Genomic DNA, 19,190 nt, shown 5'->3' with positions numbered 1-19,190 from the left:
TGAGGCTCACTGACCGACGGGCCGGCGGGGGAGCGGCGAGGAGTAGACGACGCTCGTGGTCACCGAGCCCAGCGCGCCGATCTTGCCCGACACCTCCTCCAGATGGCGCATCGACCGCGCGACGACCTTGATGACGAAACAGTCGTCGCCCGTGACGTGGTGCGTCTCCAGGATCTCCGGCGTCACGGCGACCAGGTCGTGGAACGGCTTGTAGTTGCCGGTCGGGTACCTGAGCCGGACGAAGGCGAGAATCGGCAGGCCGAGCCGCTCCGGGTCGACGACCGCCGCGTACCCCTGGATGACACCGGCCTCCTCCAGCCGCCGCACCCGCTCGGTGACCGCGCTCGGCGACATCGCCACGGCGCGTGCCAGCTCCGCGAAACTGGCGCGGCCGTCCCGCTGCAGGACGTCGAGGATGCGCCAGTCGGTGGCGTCCGGGGAAAACATGCTCATGCCCGAGGAATAGCAGGGGAATCCCCGGCTGATCAAGAAGAAGGCCGTGGATCACTCCTTCAGGTGAGGTGATCGTCGGCCGTAGATTTCTGGCCATGGAGCCCTGCCCCGGGCTCCCTTCAGGGAAAGGACAGCAGCTGATGAGCGTCAGTACGACAGTCGTCAACCCCGTTCTGCGCGTCGCCCCCGCGTCCCCGGCCGACGCCGCCGCCTATTTCGGCGCGAGCCTCGCCTTCCACGCCGACGTGTCCGACGTGGCCGCCGCACTCGCGGCCGACGGAGACCCCGGGTTCGTGGTCGTCGACTCGCGCTCCACCGAGTCCTGGGACCAGGGCCACATCCCGGGCGCCCTCCATCTGCCCACGGCCCTGATCCCCGAGCGGGCCGCCGGGCTGCTCGACAGCTCCGTACCGGTGGTGACGTACTGCTGGGGACCCGGCTGCAACGGGGCGACCCGTGCCGCCCTCGCTCTCGCCCAACTCGGCTACCAGGTCAAGGAGATGCTCGGCGGCTTCGAGTACTGGGTGCGCGAGGGCTTCGAGTTCGAGACGTGGGAGGGACGGGAACGCCGCGCCGCCGACGCGCTGACGGCCCCGGTGGACGCGGCGGAGTGCGGCTGCTGAAGCAGCGAAGCCGGGCCACCGAGGGCCCGGCCCCGCCTCACGGGGCGCCTCAGTCCCGCACGACTTCGGGCAGCGGACGCAGAAAGGCACGGTCCGCAGGGCCGAACTCCCCTTCCGGGCGGGCAGCGTGGAGGACGACATCGAGGGCGGCATCCGGATCGCAGGCGTAATGCCCGCTCGCCCAGGCCGCGTTGGCCTCGACGACCGCCCACCGCGACCCCTCAACTAGCAGCCCGACGTCCACGACCACGGCACTCGGCAGATACGGGGACGCGAGGTGCTGCGCGAAGGCGAGTACCTCCGCGCGCCGAGGGTCCTCGTCGAGCGGGACGACATCCAGCTCGCCATGGGTCAAGTACCGGCTGCCGGTGCGGACTTCACCGTCCAGCAGAAACAGCCGGTACTCCACGGCGAACGCCACGATGTCGCTCACCAGCACCGGCGTGCCGTCGTCGACCGCGTCGGGGCCCGGCAGCCGGCTTCCGTCCGGATAGACGCGCGCGGGGAAGCTCTTGTCGTTGGGCGGCTTCACGAAGGCGGGCCGCCGCAGCTGCCGGGCAACGCCGACCGTGCTGAACTCGATCTCCCTGCACGTGAGTTCGTACGGCAGCCGGGCCAGCCAGTCCGGCGGCGCCTCCAGCAGCCCGAGCCCCAGCCCGGTGGCCACCGCGTCCGCGAACAGCGGCCCGGCGTACAGGGTCGCGCCCTGGGCCGCTTGCCACTCCTCGGGCACGCGCCACTCGCGCAGGACCTCGGTACGCATGCCGCGCCGACGCGCCGCGTCGGCCAGTGCGTGTCCGGTGGCGGTGACCCGGGGGGAGAGGAACAGAGTTCGGGCGTTCATGGAACCGAGGGTGGCCCACGGGGAGGGTCGTCCGACACCGAATTTACTCGCGCGTACACCGTGTAGGTTGCTGCGTATGGCAGTTGAGTGGGTGGAGTCGGGCGGTGGACCGCTCATCGCAGTACCGGAAGCGGTGCTGCCGTTCTGGGCGGGGGCGGACGGCGACGAGCTGTCGACGGACTACGACCGGGCCTGTGAAGTGGACGGCCTCATCGGCTTTGTGCCCGTCGGCGACACCACCGCTCTGGTCCTCGGCGGCGAACCCGCCTCGACCGCGTTCCTGCCGGAGCACGACACCTTCGTACGGTGGTGCGCCGCCGACTCCGAGGACGAGGTGCTGGCCTGCGTCCCGGCAGCGCTCGCCGCGGCCGAGTGGGAGCCGGACACGGCGTGGGAGACACCGGGAGACGTGCTCCTCTTCGACTCCGCCTGGCCCGGCAAGGAGACCGACCGGACCGATCACCTGCGGGTCGAGCTGACGCCGGGACGGTACGCGGTGCGGGCGGCGTACGTGGAGCCGGGACCGGAGACGTGGGTGGGCCTCGTACAGCTGCGACGGCTGTCGGACTGACCCGCGAGCGAGGCGGGGGCCGGGGGTGCGGGGTGTACCCCCGAACCCCACAACCCCCGTTTCTCGTCGCCGAGTTGACCTTGGCGAGCTACCTCACAGCCGGGACAGCTCGTCCACCAGGTCGTCCAGTCCCAGTGAGCCCTGCGACAGCGCGGCCATGTGCCACGCCTTCGCGTCGAAGGCGTCGCCGTGGCGGCGCTGGGCGTTCTCCCGGCCCAGCAGCCAGGCCCGTTCGCCCAGCTTGTAGCCGATCGCCTGCCCGGGGATGGTCAGATAGCGCGTCAGTTCGCTCTCCACGAAGTCCGCGGGGCGGCTGCTGTGGGAGCCGAAGAACTCCTGCGCCAGTTCCGGCGTCCAGCGTTCACCGGGGTGGAACGGGGACTCCGCCGGGATCTCCAGCTCCAGGTGCATACCGATGTCGACGATGACCCGGGCCGCCCGCATCATCTGCGCGTCGAGGTAGCCGAGTCGCTGCTCCGCGTCCGTGAGATAGCCCAGCTCGTCCATGAGACGCTCCGCGTACAGGGCCCAGCCCTCACAGTTGGCGCTGACGCCGCCGACGGTGGCCTGGTAGCGGGAGAGGTTCTCGGCGACGTGCACCCACTGCGCGAGCTGGAGATGGTGGCCGGGGACGCCCTCGTGGTACCAGGTCGAGACCAGGTCGTACACGGGGAAGCGGGTCTGGCCCATCGTGGGCAGCCAGGTGGTGCCCGGGCGTGAGAAGTCCTCCGACGGGGCCATGTAGTACGGCGCCGCCGCGCTGCCGGGGGGCGCGATACGGGACTCCACCTTCTTCACCCGCTCGGCGAGTTCGAAGTGGGTGCCGTCCAGTGCCTCGATCGCCTGGTCCATCAGGCCCTGGAGCCACTCGCGGACCTCGTCGACGCCCTCGATGTGCTTGCCGTGCTCGTCGAGATGGGCCAGCGCCACCCACGGTGTCGCGGCGCCGGGCAGTACGTTCTCGGCCTCCTGCTTCATCTCACCGAGGAGCCGGTGGTACTCGGCCCAGCCGTACGCGTACGCCTCGTCCAGGTCCAGATCCGTGCCGTTCCAGTAGCGCGACCAGTGCGCGTACCGCTCGCGGCCCACCGTGTTCGGCGCGCCCTCGATGGCAGGTGCGTACACCTCCCGCATCCAGTCCCGCAGCTCGTCGACAGCCGTGTCCGCACCCCGGGCCGCCTCGTCCAGCTCGGTGCGCAGCGCCTCGGGGCCGGCCGACGCGAAGTCCGCGAACCAGCCGACGCCCTTGCCGTCCAGGTCGGACCACTCGCCGAGCTGCCCGATGAACGTGGCGGTGGGGCGCGGACCCGCGTACAGCCCGCGTTCGAGGCCCAGGGTCAGGCTCTCCCGGTAGCCCAGCAGGGCGGCCGGGACCGCGCGCAGCCGCTCCGCGACCGCCGTCCAGTCCTCGTCGGTCTCCGTCGGCGTCACGGTGAACACCTCGCGCACCGAGTGCGCGGCCGTGTGCATGTTGCCGACGGCGCGCAGGCTCTCACCGGCCTCGTGCACGGCGAGTTCGGCGGTGAGCCGCTCGCGCAGCAGTCGCCCGCAGCGCCGCTCGATGTCACTGTCCGCGCCCGGCCGGGCCTCGGCCTCGTCGAGCCGGGCCAGCGTCGTCCGCGCCAGCTCCGCCAAGGCCTCCTGGCCTGCGGGCGAGGTGTCCGGAAGCCTGCTCGAACTCTCCTTCACGCCGAGGTACGTTCCGGTGACCGGGTCGAGGGCGATGAGATCGTCGACGTAGGTGTCGGCGACCTCGCGGGGCAGCGGGTTCTTGATGTCTGACATGCACTCATCCTCGTACGCGACGGCGGTCGACGTCACCTCGATTCGCGCCGGAACGGTGATCAGTACAGGAGATCAGTACGGCAAGTCAGTCCCGCGCGCTGTGGTCGTACGGCCTCGGGGTGGTGGTCTGGGTCGTGTCCAGGCGGGCCGTGATGACGAGGGTGCCCTCCTCGATCTGGTAGTCGAGGGGCAGACCGAGGCCGCGCATCGCGGCGACCATCCCGGTGTTGGAGGACTGAGTGACCGCGTACACGTGCTCGCAGTTCGCCTCGCGCGCCATCGACACCAGCCGGCGCAGGAGTTCCCCGCCGACGCCGCGCCGCTGCCACTCGTCCTCGACGAGCAGCGCGATCTCGGTCTCGTCGCCGTCCCAGAGGAGGTGACCGAGGCCGACCACCCGCCCCGACGCGGTCTGTACGGCGAGTGTGCGGCCGTAGCGCGGGCTGAGCAGGTGGCCCAGGTATCGGTCGGCGTCGCCCATCGGGCCGTGGTAGCGGAGCGAGAGGGTGCGCGGCGAGCAGCGCTCGTGCATCGCCTTCGCCGCGTCCAGGTCGCGCGCGTCGGCGCGCCGTACGGTGATGGGGTTGCCCCGCGGCAGCGTCAGCACGTCCTGGCCGTGCGGGACGCGGGGACCGAGCCGCGCGTCCAGCTCCACCAGTGCCCGCGCCCGCGCGAACTCGGTCGGGGTGAACGGCAGATAGGGCCGCTCCACGGTGATCACTCCGCCTTCCGGCGCGCGCAGCCGCATCACCGTGTCAGTTTCGTCGAGGGCGCCCTCCACCGGTACGCCGCCCCTGGCCGCCACATCTGTGCCGGGCAGCGAACGGATCGTGCACCGCCCGAGCAACTGGCGCAGCGCGAGCGGCAGTTCGGCCGCGTCCAGGGCCGTACGGGTGGCCAGGCCCAGGACCCGGGTCGGCGCGTCGACGAGATCGTGGGCGTCGGCCCGTTCGATCCACGTCCCCTGGCCGCCCGCCCGGGACACCGACCCGGAGATCTCGGCGGCGGAGAGGTCACCGGGGGCACGCAACAGGAACTCGTCGACCGTGCCCAGGGCCAGCGGATGCGTCTGGAGGCTGAGAATGTCGATACGTCGCTCGGCGAGGGCGATGCACAGCGAGGCGAGCGATCCCGGCTGGTCACGCACTGTCGTCCGCATCCGCCACAGGACACTCGCGCCGGAGTCGGCGTCGGTGTCCGCGTCGGTGGCGCCCGGCGGTGCGTGACCGTGGCGGCTTGCCCACCATGTGCGCAGCAGGGCGGCGAGTTCGACGACGTCCCGCCGCCACCGGCGTACCGGGTGGCGGCCGTCCGTCATAGGGGTTCCCTCAGATATCTCTCGAGTCATGCAGCCACCATGCGCCAACGGTGTTGCGTGATCACGAACGGACTGTGACCGAAGGGTTAAGTTGCATTCCGCCCCTTTTGTTTACTCCTGGACGATTACCGCCCTGTGTGCGCCTACTGGCCCACCCGCCCCGGCTGGAGCACCTTCGTGAACAGCACGGTCCCGTCCTGCTCGCGCAGCCTTACCGTCAGCTCGCCGCTGCCGCCGTCGATGTCGACCTCGCCGAAGAACTGGTAGCCGCCCGCGGGCGAGACGTTCGCCGCGGTCGGCGCCTTCACGAAGACCCGCTCGGGACCGAACGTGTTGTCGAGCGCGCTGGCGGGGAACGCCCCGGCGTTCAGCGGGCCCGACACGAACTCCCAGAACGGCTCGAAGTCGGTGAAGGCCGCCCGCGAGGGCTGGTAGTGCTGCGCCGAGGTGTGGTGGACGTCGGCGGTCAGCCAGACCGTGCCGGTGATCCGCCGGTGCTTGATGAACCGCAGCAGCTCGGCGATCTGCAGCTCACGCCCGAGCGGCGCACCCGGGTCGCCCTGCGCGACGGCCTCGATGTTGGCCTTGCCCTCCGTGGCGTCCGGTACGACCAGGCCCAGCGGCATGTCGGCGGCGATCACCTTCCACACGGCGCGCGAGCAGGACAGCTCCCGCTTGAGCCACTCCAGCTGCTCGGCGCCGAGGATGCCCTGGGGGTCGACCGTCTGGTCGTCGGGCGAGTTGGCGTTGCGGTACGTCCGCATGTCGAGGACGAACACGTCGAGCAGCGGGCCCTGCCGCAGCACCCGGTGGACGCGGCCCTCCCGGGCGCCCGGCCGGAGCGTGGAGATCGGGAAGTACTCGCTGAAGGCCCGCCGGGCCCGGCCCGCGAGGACGTCGACGCTCTTCTCGGTGTAACGGGTGTCCGAGTCGAGGACCCGTTCCCCCGGGTACCAGTTGTTGCGCACCTCGTGGTCGTCCCACTGGATGATCGACGGGACCTGGGCGTTGAACCGCTTCAGGTTCTCGTCGAGCAGGTTGTACCGGAAGTTGCCGCGGAACTCGGCGAGCGTCTCGGCGACCTTCGACTTCTCCTCGGTGGTGATGTTCCGCCAGGTGGAGCCGTCGGGCAGGGCGGCGGTCGCGGAGATCGGGCCGTCGGCGTAGATGTTGTCGCCGCTGCACAGGAAGAAGTCGGGGTCGAGCTTCCCCATCGCGTCGTAGATCCGGTAACCACCGAGGTCCGGGTTGATGCCCCAGCCCTGACCCGCCAGGTCCCCCGACCACAGGAACCGCACCCCGTCCCGCCGCCGTGCCGACGCCGTACGGAAGGTGCCGGTCACCGGCTCGCCGGTGCGGCGCGGGTCGTCCGGGTCGGCGAGCAGTACGCGGTAGTGGATCTGCTCGCCCGGCGGCAGACCGTGCAGCCGCGTCGTACCGGTGAAGTCGGTGTCCGCTCCGAGCAGCGGACCGTGCCAGCGGCGGGGGTTGCGGAACGACTCGGTGGCGGACGTCTCGACGACCATCCGGGCCGGCCGGTCGGACCGCACCCACACCAGCCCCGAGTCGGCGGTCACGTCGCCCGTCTGGACCCCCCACCCGGCCTTCGGCCGCCCGGACAGCGCGAACGCGGGCGCCGCCGCACCGATGGCGCCGGGGAGGGTCAGGGCCGCCGAAGCGGCGAGCGAACCGCGCAGCACGCTGCGACGACCGGGCAGGGAGAAAGCTGACATGGGGCGTGCCTCCGGGGACAGGATCCGGCGAGTGTGCACAGCCACAACTACTGGGGCGTCGCAGCGCCCACGCAAACCACAGATGAACAACCACCGGCGGGGACAAGGGAACCGGTGTGCGAACCGCCGTCAGGGAGCGAGAGCTTCGGCCATCAGCCGGATCCCCTCCCGGATCCGTGCGGGCGACAACTGCGCGTACCCCACCACCAGTCGTACGCCCCGGCTCCGCACCGCCGCGTGCGTGAAGTCCGTCAGCGGCCGGACCGCGACCCCGGCCGCCGCCGTCCGCTCCAGGAACCGGTCCTGCGGCCCGTACCGCTCCGGCAGCGCGGCGATCACATGGAGCCCGGCCGCGATCCCCGACACCTCGGCCGCGGGAAAGTGCTCCGCCAGCGCCGCTACGAGGGCATCGCGCCGTTCCCGGTACGCGCGCTGGCACCGGCGCAGATGCCGGTCGTAGTCGCCGCGTTCCAGGAACCGCGCGAACAGCTCCTGGTCGAGGGCGGGATGGCCCAGGTCCGTCGTCCGCTTCCGTTCGACGACCTCCGCGGCGAGCGACTCCGGTACGAGGAGCCAGCCGAGCCGCAGCCCGGGCGCCAGCGACTTGCTGACGGACCCCGTGTAGGCGACGCGCTCGGGGTCGAGCCCCTGCAGGGCGCCCACCGGGGCGCGGTCGTAGCGGAACTCCCCGTCGTAGTCGTCCTCGATCACCAGCCCGTCCACCGACCTGGCCCAGTCGAGGACTTCGGTGCGGCGGCCCGCCGAGTAGGCGATCCCGGAGGGGAACTGGTGGGCGGGCGTGACCACCACCGCCCGTACCCCGGAGACGCGCAGCACATCGAGGTCGAGGCCCTCGGCGTCCAGCGGCAGCGGTACGGCCTCCAGGCCGGCCGAGACGTACAGGGAGCCGTGTTCCGGGCTCCCGGGATCCTCCACGCCGATGTCCCGCATCCCGCGCGCGTGGAGGACGTGGCCGAGCAGTGTCGTCGCCTGCGCCACCCCGGAGACGACCACCACCCGTTCCGGGTCCGCGACCACGCCCCGGCGCCGCGCCAGCAACTCCGACAGGGCCGTCCGCAACCGGGGCAGCCCGCGCGGATCCGGATAGCCGAGGGCGTGATGCGGGAGCTCCGCGAGCACCGAGCGCTGGGCGGCGGCCCACGCGGCACGCGGGAACAGTGACAGGTCGGGCGTCCCCGGGAGGAAGTCGGCCCGGGCACCGGGGGAGCGCGGAGCGAGGTCCCGCGCGCGGGGACGGGCGGCCCGGGTGGCGTCACCCACCCAGGTCCCGGCCCCGCGCCCGCTGCGCAGATAGCCCTCTGCGGTCAACTGCTCGTACGCCTCCGTGACCAGCCCCCGCGACACCCCGAGGTCGGCCGCGAGATCCCGGCTCGACGGCAGCCGTGTCCCCGGAGCGAGCCGGCCGGACCGGACCGCTTCCCGGAACGCCTCCTGCAGCGAACGCCCCCGCGCGCGAGGCGGCGCGGCAGCGGCCGGGAGCAGCAACTCCCAGGCGGCGGAGCCCGGCAGGCCATCCGGACTGGTCCCCGATGACGTCATGGAAGTGGACCTTAATCCGGTCCGCCGCGATCCCTAGCGTCACCTTCATGAACGCCCTCCCCGACCCCGCCGACATCACCCCCGCGCGTGGGGCCCTTCTCACAGCCCTCGCGGCCGTTCTCGTCGGCTGCTCCTTCACCGCCAACAGCGTCCTCGGCGACTACCCGTACGCGGGCGGCCAGTTCCTCCGCTACGGCCTGGCCTGTCTACTTCTCGTGCCGCTGGTCGGCCGGGGTGGGGCGGCCCCGCTCAGAGTGCTCGCCGCCCGCCACTGGGTCCGCCTCGCGCTGCTCGCGGCCGTCGGCATGGTCGGCTTCAACCTGGCCGTCATCGCCGCCGAACACAGCGCGGAACCGGCGGTGCCCGGGGTGTTCGTGGGCTGCGCGCCCGCAGTCGTGGCGGTCCTGGTGCCGTTGTCGGACCGGCGGAGGCCTCAACCGACCGTCCTGTGCGGGGCGTTGACCGTCGCGGCGGGCGCGTTCGCGGTCCAGGGATGGGGCCGCACGGACGGTGCCGGTCTCGCGTTCTCCGGGTGCGCGCTGGCCGGTGAGGTCGGTTTCGCGCTGCTCGCCGTGCCCTTGGTGCGGCCCCTGGGGCCCCGGCTGATGTCCGCGACCGTGTGCGGTCTCGCCGCCGCCGAGTCCGCGCTCGCTGGCGTGGTCCTCGACGGCGCCGACTGGCTGCGGGTGCCCGACACCACCGAGGCCGCCGCACTGCTGTGGCAGGCGGCGGTCGTCACCGTCGTCGGCTTCGTGTGCTGGTACATCGGCCTGCAACGGATCGGCGCGGAGCGCGCCACGCTCTTCTCCGGCCTCATCCCGGTCGCCGCGGCCTGCACCGCCCCGCTCGTCGGCACGGGCTCCTACGGCGCCCCGCAAGCCGTCGGAAGCGCCCTGGTCGGCGCCGGAGTCGCCCTGGGATCCGGCGCGTTCACGTTCTTCCGCCGGTCAGCGGCTGCCGTCGAGGATCACCCGGGCGACCAGCGCCGGGTCGTCGTTCATCGGGACATGGCCGCAGCCGGGGAGCCGGATCAGGCGGGCCTTGGGGATGATCCGCTTGGCGCGGATGCCCTGGCGGCGCACGAGCAGCAGGTCCCGGGTGCCCCACGCGACGGTGACCGGGATGCCGGGGATGTCGTCCGTGAAGCGGATGTCGCGGCCGGCCGCGAGGGTCTCGGTGAAGCGCTGGGCGTTCGCCAGGGCGAGCGTCTCGGCGACGACGGCCTCGGGTGACCGGCGGCCGGGACGGGCGTAGATGCTGCTCGTCAGGACGGCCCGTCCCGCCGCCGAGCGCGACAGCCGCTCGACCAGCGGCAGCGGCATGCTCCGCGCGGCCCGCCGCATCGCGAGCAGCACCCCGAACGCGTACCGCCGCTCCGCCTGCGACCAGAACCCCGCGGGGGAGAGCGTGGTGACGGACCGTACGCGCTTCTCGCGCCCGAGTTCGAGAGCGAGCAGACCGCCCAGCGAGTTGCCCGCCACATGCGGCCGGTCCAGGTCCAGCGCCTCGCACAGGGCGGCGAAGACGGCGGTCATCGTCGGCAGGTCGTGCACGAAGTCGTCCGGCAGCGCCGGGGACGCGCCGAACCCGGGGAGATCGACGGCGATCACCTCGCGCTCGGTGGCCAGGATGTCGATCACCGGGTCCCAGGCCTGCCGGTGGTGCCCGATGCCGTGCAGCAGCAGAAGCGGCTCGCCGGCACCCACGCGCGCGTAGGACAGGGTCACGGTCCTGGTCCCGGCCGGCGGGCCGTACGGAGAGGGGACCTCGAAGGCGACGGTGGCGGACATGGGGCTGCTCCTCTTCGTACGCGTCTGCGTATCGGCGTGGCTGTCCGCGTGGCTGTCCACGGGGACCGCGTAGACAGCTTGTCAGCAATTACTACCGACGGGTAGCCCCCAATGGGCGTCGGCCGACAACTCGCTGGACATCACCCGCGGTGCCGGGTTGGGTTGGAGTCGTGACCGCCGACACCGTGACCGACGTCTTCGAAGAACACCGGCCCGTCCTCATGGGCGTCGCCTACCGGATGCTCGGCCGGGTGGCCGACGCCGAGGACGTCGTCCAGGAGGCGTGGCTGCGCTGGTCCGGCGCCGACCGGACCGACGTACGCGAACCGCGCGCCTATCTCGTGCGCGTCACGACCCGGCTCGCCATCGACCGGCTGCGCCAGGTGAAGTCGCGCGGCGAGACCTACGTCGGACCGTGGCTGCCCGAGCCGTACGTCACCGAACTCACCGGCGCCGCGCGCACCGTCCCGGACGCCGCCGAGCGGGCCGTGCTCGCCGACACCGTGTCCCTCGCGGTCATGGTCGTCATGGAGTCCCTCTCGCCGCTGGAGCGCGCGGTGTTCGTCCTCCGAGAGGCGTTCGGATACCCGTTCGCGGAGATCGCCGGCATGCTCGACCGCTCCGAACCGGCGGTGCGTCAGCTCGCCGGACGCGCCCGCCGCCACGTCGACGAACGGCGCCCCCGCTACGAGGTCGACCCGGTCCAGCGCCGCGACCTGACCGAACGGTTCCTGGTCGCCGCCGAACAGGGCGATCTCGCGGGCCTCATGGAACTGCTCGCCCCGGACGTCTGCCTCGTCGCCGACAGCGGCGGCCTGGCGCAGGCGCCGCGCCGGATCCTGGAGTCCGCCGACCACGTGGGCCGCTTCGTCGTCGGCGTCGCAGGCAAGGGCCTCGCGGACGCGTCCTTCCGCTTCATGGAGGTCAACGGCGGCTTCGCCGTACTGGTCCTGGACGGCGACAAGCCCGACGCCGTGTTCCAGATGGATGTCGCGGACGGCCGTATCCAGCGCGTGTACATCATCCGCAACCCGGACAAGGTGCGCTCCCTGGCTCTTCCCCAGGACGGCTGATTGGTCTTGACCAAGCATCGGGGCCGCCCTATGGTCGCAGGAAAGTGCAACAACCTTTAATAAACAAGGGCGCCAAAACGCCGATGGGCCACGGCGATTGCGGAGGACACGGTGGGGACCACGCAGTTGGAGACGGTGCCGGAGCCGAAGTACTGGCATCTGAAGACAGTGCTCAGTGAGGCACTGGACTCGGAGTTCACGGTGGGCGAGATCCTGCCGAACGAGCGCGACCTCGCGGCCCGCTTCGGCGTCGCCCGGGCCACGCTCCGCCAGGCACTGGAACAACTCGAACTCGAAGGCCGGCTCCAGCGCCGCCGAGGTGTCGGTACGACCGTCGCCCCGCCGCGCATGGGCGTCGCCGTCGGCACGGCCCAGCACGCGTGGCCGGGCGCGGCGGGCGACGCCTGGCAGGCCGTGGACAGCGGACTGGCCGTACCGGCCGTGGGGGTGGCCGCCGCCCTGGAGACGGGCCCGGACGAGCCGGTCCACACCGTGCGCCGTTCCCGCGTCTCGCACAACCAGCCGGTCGCCGCCGAACTGCTCTACGTTCCGGCCGCGTCGGTGCCCGAACTGTCGGGGATAGACGCTCCGTCCGGCGCGGCACGCGCGCGTGCGGTGCTGCGCGAACTCCAGCGACTTGAGCTGGAGGGCCAGGACCGCTCCGTGGAGCTGGGTTCGGCCCGCGCGGACGACGCCAAGGAGCTGGACCGCCTCCCCGGGGCCCCCGTCCTCGTCGTCACGACCCGCTTCTTCGCCCAGGGCCGCACAGCCGCACTCTCCGTGGCGACCTACCGGGCTGACACGTGCCGCCTGACTTTCGGCGACACCGGAGGAGTGGAGATCCACCACGGCCCGGAACGCCGCGCGTCCTGACGCCCCAAAGGGGCGCGGGGAACTGCGCGACCAGCCACAACGGACCCGCAGCTCATAAAACCGCGCCCCCCGCGGAGCGCTCAGCGGCGGGCCGTCACCGTCCCCTCCACCGCGAACAACTGCTCCTCGACATGGTCGAGAGCGAGCCGTAGCGCGCCTGTCGCCACGGCCGCCTCACCGAGGAGCGAGAGGGCCACGCCGGGCGGGCGCAGACAGTAGCGCGCCAGCTCGTCGCGCAACGGCTCCAGTACGCCGTCCAGCCCCGCGGCCCAGCCGCCGACGACGACCAGCTCGGGGTCGAGGGCCAGCACGAGCGCGGCCACGTCGTGGACCAGCCGCTGGATGAAGCGGTCGACGGCGGCACGCGCCTGCTCGTCACCCTCGCGGGCGCGGCCGAACACCCCGGCGACCGCCACCTCGTCGAGCGGGTGCAGCGGCTTCCCCGTGGTCGACAGCAGCGCCTCCGGGGTGGCCTCCCGGCCCAGCAGATGCAGCGCGCCGATCTCCCCGGCCGCCCCGCCGTACCCCCGGTGCAGCCGCCCGCCGATCAGCGAACCGGCGCCCGGACTCAGCCCGGCCAGGACGAACACCACGTCGTCGGAGTCGATCGCCGCGCCCTTCCAGTGCTCGGCGACAGCAGCCGCGTTGGCGTCGTTCTCGACCAGCACCGGGCACTTGAAGGACCGGCTGAGCCGCTCACCGAGGCGCAATCCGGTCCACTCCGGCAACGCGGTGCACAGCCGTACGACCCCGTCGGCCTCCACGATCCCGGGTGTGGCCACGCCCACGGCCCGCAGCGAGTCGCGGGCCACCCCGGCCCGGCGCAGCAACTCGGCGACCGCCGACCGCAGCCGCTCCAGCCGCTCGTCTGCGGGCGCCGCCTCGTCGACGTCCTTCGAGATCGACCCCAGAAGGTGCCCGTCGAGGTCGGACAGCAGCGCGGCGACCCGATGGGAGCCGATCTCCAGCCCCAGCAGATGCCCGGCCTCCGCCCGGAACCGGAACCGCCGCGCGGGCCGCCCCTGCCGTCGGGCGACACTCTCGTCGGCGGCCTTCTCGACGACGAGCCCGTTCTCGATGAGCCCCTCGACGACGCCCTCGACTGTCGGCCGGGACAGGCCCGTCACCCGGGTGATCTCGGTCAGTGTCGCGCAGTCCGTGGCACGCAGCGCGTGCAGCACCACCGCGGAGTTGATCCTTCGCAGCAGCGAGGGATCCCCACCGGTCAGCTGCCCCAACGTCCGTCCTCCCAGCCAGGCGGACCTGCTGAAAGCAGGCGCGCAGGTCCGACACCGCGCTTCCAGCGGAGCGCTCCGTGCAGTGTGGGGCGGATCGTACTCGGCGTGGAGCAGCCGGGCGAGAGCCGCCCACCCCCGACCTTTCGGACGGGCCGGGATCAGCCGGGCGCCACGAACCCGGACTCGTACGCCACGATGACGGCCTGGGTACGATCCCGGGCCGCCAGTTTCGCCAGCACCGCGCTGACATGCGACTTCACGGTCTCGGTCCCGACGACCAGCCGGGCGGCGATCTCCGCGTTGGACAGGCCCCGGGCCATCAGCCGCAGCACCTCCGCCTCGCGCTCGGTCAGCCGCGCCCGCTCCAGAACGGCCCGGGCGGCCCGATTTCCCCCGTCCCTGCCGCCGTCCCCGAACTCGGCCGCCAACCGCCGCACCGAGGCCGGGAACAGCAGCGACTCACCCTCGGCGACCAGCCGCACCGCGTGCACGATCTCGGCCGGCCGGGCCCGCTTGAGCAGAAACCCGTCGGCACCGGCCCGCAGCGCCTCGTACACGTACTCGTCGTTCTCGAACGTCGTCACGACCAGGATCTTCGGCGGCTCCGGCACGGTCCGCAGCACCGCGCGCGTGGCCTCGATGCCGTCCATCAACGGCATCCGTACATCCATGGCGACCACATCCGGCCGCAACCGCCTGACCAACGGAATGACGGCGGCCCCGTCCGCGGCCTCCCCGACGACCTCGATATCGGGCTGAGCCTCCAACACGGCCCGCAGACCCGCGCGTACGAGGGGTTCGTCGTCGACCAGGAGCACGGTTACGGGCATCCGGTCAGCGTAGATCAGCGCAGCGGCAGCTCGACGTGCACCTGCCAGTCGCCCTCGTCGGGCCCGGTCCGCGCACGGCCGCCCAGCAGCGCCGCGCGCTCCCGTATGCCGCGCAGGCCACTGCCCCGGCCGGGCCCGCGTATCGCGGCGGTGAGCGGATTGCGGACCTCCAGGGCGAGAGTGCCGTCGGCGACCCCGATACGGACCCGCACGGGAACGGCCCCCGCGTGCCGCAGCACATTGGTGAGGGACTCCTGAAGGATGCGGTAGCCCTCGCGGGACACCGGCCCCGGCACACCGTCGACGGGACCGGTCACCTCGATGTCGACCTTCGCCCCGGACAGGCGCGCGGACTCCAGGAGCCGGTCGGCCTCGGTGAGGGCGGGGCGACCGCTCGCGGGGCCGCCCGACTCGCGCAGTACGCCGAGAACCCGCTCCAGGTCCTCCAGCGCGACCCGGCCGGTCTCCTCGATGGCGGCCAGCGCCCGGTCGGTGAACGCGGGATCGCCCGCCGCACGGGCCGCGCCCGCCTGCACCACTGCCACCGTGAGAGCGTGCCCGATGGAGTCGTGCAGCTCACGGGCGATGCGATTGCGCTCCAGGAGCTGCTCGGTGCGCTCCTCCAGCGCGGCGAGCCGCTCGGACGGGGAGGGGCCCAGCAGCCCGCGCGCGACGGCGGTGACCAGTTCACCCAGGCCGACCACCACGCCGTAGAAGGCGAGCAGCGGCAGCGGTGCGAGCAGGGCGTACACCCAGCTCGGCTGCGCCACCGGCACGAACGGGTTGTCGTCGGGCCGGTTCCCCGTCGCGGCCAGGACCAGACCGACGGTGGTCATCGGCAGCCAGACACTCGCCCCCGCCGCGACCACCCCGAGAGCCATCCGCACCTCCAGCCACAGCACCGTCCGCAGCCGGTCCCGCCAACTCGCCGAAGGGGCGACGGAGATCGCCGACTCGCGTGCGCCCGGCGTCAGCAACAGCCGCGCCTGTACCCCCTCGCCCAGCCGCACGGCCGGAATCAGCCCGACCGGCAGCAGAACCACGGCGGGAACCCACGGCTTCGACATGTCGATGAACAGCCACACGCTCACGACGAGCATCGGCACCCACAGGTGCAGTAAGCGGGTGTACGTCGTCCCGCGCAGCAGCGGGCGCAGGAAGCGGGCCATGGGGACATCGTGACAGCCGCCACTGACAACGGGCCTCCCCCGGACGGGGGAGACGAAGCCCTCCGGCGGGGGAGGCGCGCACCCCGGGCCGGCGGCCAGGCTGCTGCCATGACCAGCATCGACGTCCAGAACCTCACCAAGGAGTACGGCGCGACGCGAGCCGTCGACCACCTCACCTTCCGTGTCCTGCCCGGCCGCGTCACCGGTTTCCTCGGCCCCAACGGCGCCGGAAAGTCCACCACCATGCGGCTCGTGCTCGGCCTGGACCGGCCGACGTCCGGCACCGCCACCATCGGCGGTCGGGCCTACGCCACCCTCGACGAACCGCTGCGCCACGCGGGCGCCCTCCTCGACGCGCAGGCAGCGCACGGCTCACGCACCGCACGTGACCATCTGCGGGTGCTGGCGACGAGCAACCGCATCCCGGAGCGCCGGGTGGACGAGGTCCTGGAGGAGACGGGCCTCGCGTCGGCCGCGAGGCGCCGCGTGAAGACGTACTCCCTGGGCATGCGCCAACGCCTGGGCATCGCGGCCGCCCTCCTCGGTGATCCGCCCGTGCTGCTGCTCGACGAGCCCTCCAACGGCCTCGATCCGGAAGGCATCATCTGGATCCGGGAGTTGCTGCGCCGACTGGCCCAGGAGGGGCGTACGGTCCTGGTCTCCAGCCACCTCATGAACGAGACCGCGTCCTTCGCCGACCACCTGGTGGTCCTGGGCCGCGGCCGTCTTCTCGCCGACACCCCGGTGCGGGAGTTCATCCACGCGCGCGTGCAGCCACGTGTCCGGGTGCGTACGACAGAGGGCGCCGCGCTCAAGGGGGCCCTCGCCCGCCACGGATACGAAGCCGCCGAGCACGCGGACGGGCACCTGACGGTGCACCACGCCCGGGTGGACGACATCGGGCGACTGGCGTCGGACGCCGGTGTACCGGTCCTCGAACTGGCCACGGAGGAGGGCACGTTGGAACAGGCCTACCTCGATCTGACGACGTCCGAGACCGAGTTCACCGCCCAGCGACACTCCGCGCAGTCCCCGGCGCAGCCTCAGGAGGCCTGACCATGCCGTTCGCACCCGTGCTGCGCTCCGAGCTGCTGAAGATCCGTACGCTCCGCTCGCTCTGCTGGGCGCTGCTGGCGGTGCTCGCCGTCTCCACGGCGTTCTCCGCGCTCGCCGGGGTCTCCAGCACCTCCGACCCGGAGTTCGACCCCCTGTTCACGGCGCTCTCCGGGGTCTGGCCCGGCCAGATCGCCGCCATCGCCTTCGGCGCGACCGCCGTCTCCTGCGAGTTCCACGGCGGACTGCGACTCACCCTCGCCGCGGTGCCCCGGCGCAGACGGTGGTTCGCGGCCAAGATCGCGGCCATCGCCGTACCGACCCTGCTGGTGGGGCTGGTCACCGGCCTCGCCTCGCTCGCCGCCGCGAGGACGGGGCTGGGCGACGCGGCGAACGGCCTCACGCTGGGCGAACAGGCGCGTGGTGTCGCCGGCTGCGGCCTCTACCTCACGCTGATGGCACTGCTCGCGGCCGGACTCACCGCCCTGTTGCGCAGCGGCGTCGCCACGCTCAGCATCCTGATCCCGTTCATCCTCATCATCTCGTTCGTGATCGGGGACGTGGCAGGCGGACTGACCGACTTCCTGCCCGACCGGGCAGGCCAGGTGATCCTCTACGAGACGACCGACAGCTCCCTCGGCCCCTGGACCGGCCTCACGGTGACCGCGCTCTGGACGGCGGCAGCGCTGCTCGCGGGGGCATGGAGCGTACGCCGCCGGGACGCGTGACGGACGGACGGCGCCGTCGTCACCGCCCACCGTGCACGAGCTCGTCAGGCGGTGACGACGGCCAGGTTGAAGTCCACCGGGCCGAGCACCCCGTAGAGCCGCAGCCACAACGCCATCAGAGCTTCGGTGGCGCGGGCGCTCGAGAGGTCGCCGAGGTCGGTGATCTGCTCGGGTGCCCAGCCGAAGGACCGCAGGAGCGCGGTGGTTTCGGCCTTCGCGTCGGCGTCGTCGCCGCTGACGAAGACGTTGTGCATGCCGGGGACGCGGGCGGGCTCCACCATGACGGCGTTGTTCATCGTGTTGAGGGTCTTCACGACGCGGGCTTCCGGAAAGGCCGTCTGCAACTGCTCGGCGACACTGCGGCCGTCCGGGGTGACGACCTTGGGCGGAAACCCCTCGGAGAAGTCCAGTGCGTTGGACACGTCGACGATGGTCTTCCCACGCAGGTTCTCCGCCCCGGCGGCCTCCAGCACGGCCAGGGAGACCAGCCCGCCGGTCGCGTTCACGACGAGATCGGCGCGGGCGCAGGCATCGGCGAAGGTCCCGTGGGCGCCGCCGGTCTCGGAGGCCCACTGCTTGGCGTCGGCGTTGTCCGCCATGCGGGAACCCATCGTGACCTCGTGGCCGAGGGAGACGAGCTTGCCCGCGAGCCGTCGGCCGACCTCGCCGGTACCCAGTACTGCGATCCTCATGTGCGTCCTCATGTCGGTTCGTTGCGAATCCCAGCCCGGCCGCGGCCGTTGGCGTAACGCGACCCTAGGCGGATGCGCAACGGAACCCAAGCTTCCGCCGCGCCCGACAGCTCCCTCTGCCCGAGGGGTCGGAGTACCATTCGGACCATCCCCTGGGCTGTCATCGCCCACTGTCTTCTGAGTCCATGATCTTGGAAGCCGTGCCCCGGGGCTGGTGCCCGCGTTGCTGGCGCTGGTCGAGCCGGACCAGCGCGGCGCGTCAGGGACACCGGGTCGGTTCGGACACGGTGGCCGCGCTGTTGAAAGAGGAGCGCTTCTCTCTGCAGGGCACCTCCAGGACCACCGAGGGGCCCGGCATCCGGACCGTGACGCCCAGTTCCGCTACGTCAGCGACCAGGTCACGGCCTGCCTCGCGGACGGCAGCCGGTCATGGGCGTGGACGCGAATCTGTCCATGCCGAGTTCGACCCCGGCGCCTACCCCACCGGCGACAAGCTCCCCATGGGGCTGCGGCACCCCAGCCTCAATTGTTCGGCAGGTCCCTGCACTCCATCCTCGTCCCGGTCAGGTGGCGGGCCGTGACGGCAGTCATCATCAAGGAGTGACGTCTATCTACCTTCGTCATCAAGTTCAGGGCTTGAATTCTTCTTCTTCCGATTGCGTGCTCGGGTCACGAAGAGGGCTATCACGGGGATCAGTAGGATCACTGTCGCATATGTCGCGACCCTGACGGCGACATGATACCAACTCCGCTGGTGCTGGAACCCCTCGTACACCGGCATAAGCGCAAAAGCCAGGAACAGAGCGAACAAGGGTGGAAGAATTTTCCTGAGTGTCTTCTTCATTCCGAAATCCTCA

18 protein-coding genes and 2 pseudogenes are annotated in these 19,190 nt (G+C 71.9%); 8 read left to right on the top strand and 12 right to left on the bottom strand.

Annotation, left to right across the window (positions count from 1 at the left end; genetic code table 11):
* Positions 1 to 6: 6 nt before the first annotated feature.
* Positions 7 to 453 (bottom strand): Lrp/AsnC family transcriptional regulator, encoded by a 447-nt coding sequence (locus tag OG241_RS09720; RefSeq protein WP_405814790.1) that lies wholly within the window; start codon positions 451 to 453, stop codon positions 7 to 9.
* A gap of 140 nt (positions 454 to 593) precedes the next feature.
* On the opposite strand from OG241_RS09720, the gene OG241_RS09715 reads away from it, so the two are divergent.
* Positions 594 to 1,076 carry a rhodanese-like domain-containing protein gene (locus OG241_RS09715; RefSeq protein ID WP_405814789.1) on the top strand — a complete coding sequence of 161 codons (483 nt, stop codon included), beginning with the start codon at positions 594 to 596 and terminating at the stop codon, positions 1,074 to 1,076.
* 49 nt (positions 1,077 to 1,125) lie between these two features.
* Here the strand turns inward: OG241_RS09715 and OG241_RS09710 are convergent, their stop codons facing one another.
* Positions 1,126 to 1,920 carry an ATP-grasp domain-containing protein gene (locus OG241_RS09710; protein ID WP_405814787.1) on the bottom strand — a complete coding sequence of 265 codons (795 nt, stop codon included), beginning with the start codon at positions 1,918 to 1,920 and terminating at the stop codon, positions 1,126 to 1,128.
* A 76-nt stretch (positions 1,921 to 1,996) separates the two neighbouring features.
* Between OG241_RS09710 and OG241_RS09705 the strand changes: the two genes are divergently transcribed.
* Positions 1,997 to 2,491: an immunity 21 family protein gene (locus OG241_RS09705; protein WP_405814786.1), complete on the top strand. Its 495-nt coding sequence runs from the start codon at positions 1,997 to 1,999 to the stop codon at positions 2,489 to 2,491.
* 93 nt (positions 2,492 to 2,584) lie between these two features.
* Here the strand turns inward: OG241_RS09705 and OG241_RS09700 are convergent, their stop codons facing one another.
* The 4 genes from OG241_RS09700 to OG241_RS09685 all read right to left on the bottom strand — a co-directional run bounded on the left by OG241_RS09700 (position 2,585) and on the right by OG241_RS09685 (position 8,887).
* Positions 2,585 to 4,276 carry a DUF885 domain-containing protein gene (locus OG241_RS09700; protein ID WP_405814785.1) on the bottom strand — a complete coding sequence of 564 codons (1,692 nt, stop codon included), beginning with the start codon at positions 4,274 to 4,276 and terminating at the stop codon, positions 2,585 to 2,587.
* A gap of 85 nt (positions 4,277 to 4,361) precedes the next feature.
* Positions 4,362 to 5,624 carry a GNAT family N-acetyltransferase gene (locus tag OG241_RS09695; protein WP_405814784.1) on the bottom strand — a complete coding sequence of 421 codons (1,263 nt, stop codon included), beginning with the start codon at positions 5,622 to 5,624 and terminating at the stop codon, positions 4,362 to 4,364.
* A gap of 113 nt (positions 5,625 to 5,737) precedes the next feature.
* Positions 5,738 to 7,327: an alkaline phosphatase D family protein gene (locus OG241_RS09690; RefSeq protein ID WP_405814783.1), complete on the bottom strand. Its 1,590-nt coding sequence runs from the start codon at positions 7,325 to 7,327 to the stop codon at positions 5,738 to 5,740.
* Positions 7,328 to 7,456: 129 nt separating this feature from the next.
* A complete protein-coding gene (locus tag OG241_RS09685; protein WP_405814782.1) occupies positions 7,457 to 8,887 on the bottom strand; it encodes a PLP-dependent aminotransferase family protein in 1,431 nt (476 codons plus the stop codon).
* On the opposite strand from OG241_RS09685, the pseudogene OG241_RS09680 reads away from it, so the two are divergent.
* Positions 8,878 to 9,792, top strand: a pseudogene (locus OG241_RS09680) (DMT family transporter); the annotation flags it as partial. The gene OG241_RS09685 and the pseudogene OG241_RS09680 sit on opposite strands and share 10 nt — an antisense overlap.
* Before the next feature lie 42 nt (positions 9,793 to 9,834).
* On the opposite strand, the gene OG241_RS09675 reads toward OG241_RS09680, so the two are convergent.
* Positions 9,835 to 10,677 carry an alpha/beta fold hydrolase gene (locus tag OG241_RS09675; protein ID WP_405814781.1) on the bottom strand — a complete coding sequence of 281 codons (843 nt, stop codon included), beginning with the start codon at positions 10,675 to 10,677 and terminating at the stop codon, positions 9,835 to 9,837.
* A gap of 170 nt (positions 10,678 to 10,847) precedes the next feature.
* Here OG241_RS09675 and OG241_RS09670 point away from each other — a divergent pair, with 170 nt between their 5' ends.
* Positions 10,848 to 11,750: an RNA polymerase sigma-70 factor gene (locus OG241_RS09670; RefSeq protein ID WP_405814780.1), complete on the top strand. Its 903-nt coding sequence runs from the start codon at positions 10,848 to 10,850 to the stop codon at positions 11,748 to 11,750.
* A 111-nt stretch (positions 11,751 to 11,861) separates the two neighbouring features.
* Positions 11,862 to 12,623, top strand: coding sequence for a GntR family transcriptional regulator (locus tag OG241_RS09665; protein WP_405814779.1), 762 nt, complete (start codon positions 11,862 to 11,864; stop codon positions 12,621 to 12,623).
* A gap of 80 nt (positions 12,624 to 12,703) precedes the next feature.
* On the opposite strand, the gene OG241_RS09660 is transcribed toward OG241_RS09665, so the two are convergent.
* From OG241_RS09660 to OG241_RS09650, 3 genes are all read right to left on the bottom strand, one after another.
* Positions 12,704 to 13,861: an ROK family transcriptional regulator gene (locus tag OG241_RS09660; protein WP_405814778.1), complete on the bottom strand. Its 1,158-nt coding sequence runs from the start codon at positions 13,859 to 13,861 to the stop codon at positions 12,704 to 12,706.
* Positions 13,862 to 14,019: 158 nt separating this feature from the next.
* Positions 14,020 to 14,691, bottom strand: coding sequence for a response regulator (locus OG241_RS09655; RefSeq protein ID WP_405814777.1), 672 nt, complete (start codon positions 14,689 to 14,691; stop codon positions 14,020 to 14,022).
* Positions 14,692 to 14,705: 14 nt separating this feature from the next.
* Positions 14,706 to 15,860, bottom strand: coding sequence for a sensor histidine kinase (locus OG241_RS09650; RefSeq protein ID WP_405814776.1), 1,155 nt, complete (start codon positions 15,858 to 15,860; stop codon positions 14,706 to 14,708).
* Positions 15,861 to 15,968: 108 nt separating this feature from the next.
* Between OG241_RS09650 and OG241_RS09645 the strand changes: the two genes are divergently transcribed.
* Positions 15,969 to 16,916, top strand: a complete 948-nt coding sequence (locus tag OG241_RS09645; protein ID WP_405814775.1) for an ABC transporter ATP-binding protein — start codon at positions 15,969 to 15,971, stop codon at positions 16,914 to 16,916.
* Positions 16,917 to 16,918: 2 nt separating this feature from the next.
* Positions 16,919 to 17,641: an ABC transporter permease gene (locus OG241_RS09640; protein WP_405814774.1), complete on the top strand. Its 723-nt coding sequence runs from the start codon at positions 16,919 to 16,921 to the stop codon at positions 17,639 to 17,641.
* A 44-nt stretch (positions 17,642 to 17,685) separates the two neighbouring features.
* On the opposite strand, the gene OG241_RS09635 is transcribed toward OG241_RS09640, so the two are convergent.
* A complete protein-coding gene (locus OG241_RS09635; RefSeq protein ID WP_405814773.1) occupies positions 17,686 to 18,333 on the bottom strand; it encodes an NADPH-dependent F420 reductase in 648 nt (215 codons plus the stop codon).
* 205 nt (positions 18,334 to 18,538) lie between these two features.
* On the opposite strand from OG241_RS09635, the pseudogene OG241_RS09630 reads away from it, so the two are divergent.
* Positions 18,539 to 18,754, top strand: a pseudogene (locus OG241_RS09630) (ISAzo13-like element transposase-related protein); the annotation flags it as partial.
* A 186-nt stretch (positions 18,755 to 18,940) separates the two neighbouring features.
* On the opposite strand, the gene OG241_RS09625 reads toward OG241_RS09630, so the two are convergent.
* Entirely contained in the window at positions 18,941 to 19,177 is a 237-nt protein-coding gene (locus OG241_RS09625) for a hypothetical protein (RefSeq protein ID WP_405814772.1), read from the bottom strand.
* Between the last annotated feature and the right edge of the window lie 13 nt (positions 19,178 to 19,190).

The organism is Streptomyces sp. NBC_01390, from assembly GCF_045040105.1.
In the GTDB taxonomy this organism is placed as follows: Bacteria; Actinomycetota; Actinomycetes; order Streptomycetales; family Streptomycetaceae; genus Streptomyces.
The sequence above is the reverse complement of the archived record's forward strand: the minus strand, read 5'-3'. Positions and strand labels throughout refer to the sequence as shown.

What these genes read in the sequence shown, in the direction of transcription:
- OG241_RS09720 (WP_405814790.1), bottom strand. Translation starts at nt 453, where the DNA reads ATGAGCATGTTTTCCCCGGACGCCACCGACTGGCGCATCCTCGACGTC.
- OG241_RS09715 (WP_405814789.1), top strand. Translation starts at nt 594, where the DNA reads ATGAGCGTCAGTACGACAGTCGTCAACCCCGTTCTGCGCGTCGCCCCC.
- OG241_RS09710 (WP_405814787.1), bottom strand. Translation starts at nt 1,920, where the DNA reads ATGAACGCCCGAACTCTGTTCCTCTCCCCCCGGGTCACCGCCACCGGA.
- OG241_RS09705 (WP_405814786.1), top strand. Translation starts at nt 1,997, where the DNA reads ATGGCAGTTGAGTGGGTGGAGTCGGGCGGTGGACCGCTCATCGCAGTA.
- OG241_RS09700 (WP_405814785.1), bottom strand. Translation starts at nt 4,276, where the DNA reads ATGTCAGACATCAAGAACCCGCTGCCCCGCGAGGTCGCCGACACCTAC.
- OG241_RS09695 (WP_405814784.1), bottom strand. Translation starts at nt 5,624, where the DNA reads ATGACTCGAGAGATATCTGAGGGAACCCCTATGACGGACGGCCGCCAC.
- OG241_RS09690 (WP_405814783.1), bottom strand. Translation starts at nt 7,327, where the DNA reads ATGTCAGCTTTCTCCCTGCCCGGTCGTCGCAGCGTGCTGCGCGGTTCG.
- OG241_RS09685 (WP_405814782.1), bottom strand. Translation starts at nt 8,887, where the DNA reads ATGACGTCATCGGGGACCAGTCCGGATGGCCTGCCGGGCTCCGCCGCC.
- OG241_RS09675 (WP_405814781.1), bottom strand. Translation starts at nt 10,677, where the DNA reads ATGTCCGCCACCGTCGCCTTCGAGGTCCCCTCTCCGTACGGCCCGCCG.
- OG241_RS09655 (WP_405814777.1), bottom strand. Translation starts at nt 14,691, where the DNA reads ATGCCCGTAACCGTGCTCCTGGTCGACGACGAACCCCTCGTACGCGCG.
- OG241_RS09650 (WP_405814776.1), bottom strand. Translation starts at nt 15,860, where the DNA reads ATGGCCCGCTTCCTGCGCCCGCTGCTGCGCGGGACGACGTACACCCGC.
- OG241_RS09645 (WP_405814775.1), top strand. Translation starts at nt 15,969, where the DNA reads ATGACCAGCATCGACGTCCAGAACCTCACCAAGGAGTACGGCGCGACG.
- OG241_RS09640 (WP_405814774.1), top strand. Translation starts at nt 16,919, where the DNA reads ATGCCGTTCGCACCCGTGCTGCGCTCCGAGCTGCTGAAGATCCGTACG.
- OG241_RS09635 (WP_405814773.1), bottom strand. Translation starts at nt 18,333, where the DNA reads ATGAGGATCGCAGTACTGGGTACCGGCGAGGTCGGCCGACGGCTCGCG.
- OG241_RS09625 (WP_405814772.1), bottom strand. Translation starts at nt 19,177, where the DNA reads ATGAAGAAGACACTCAGGAAAATTCTTCCACCCTTGTTCGCTCTGTTC.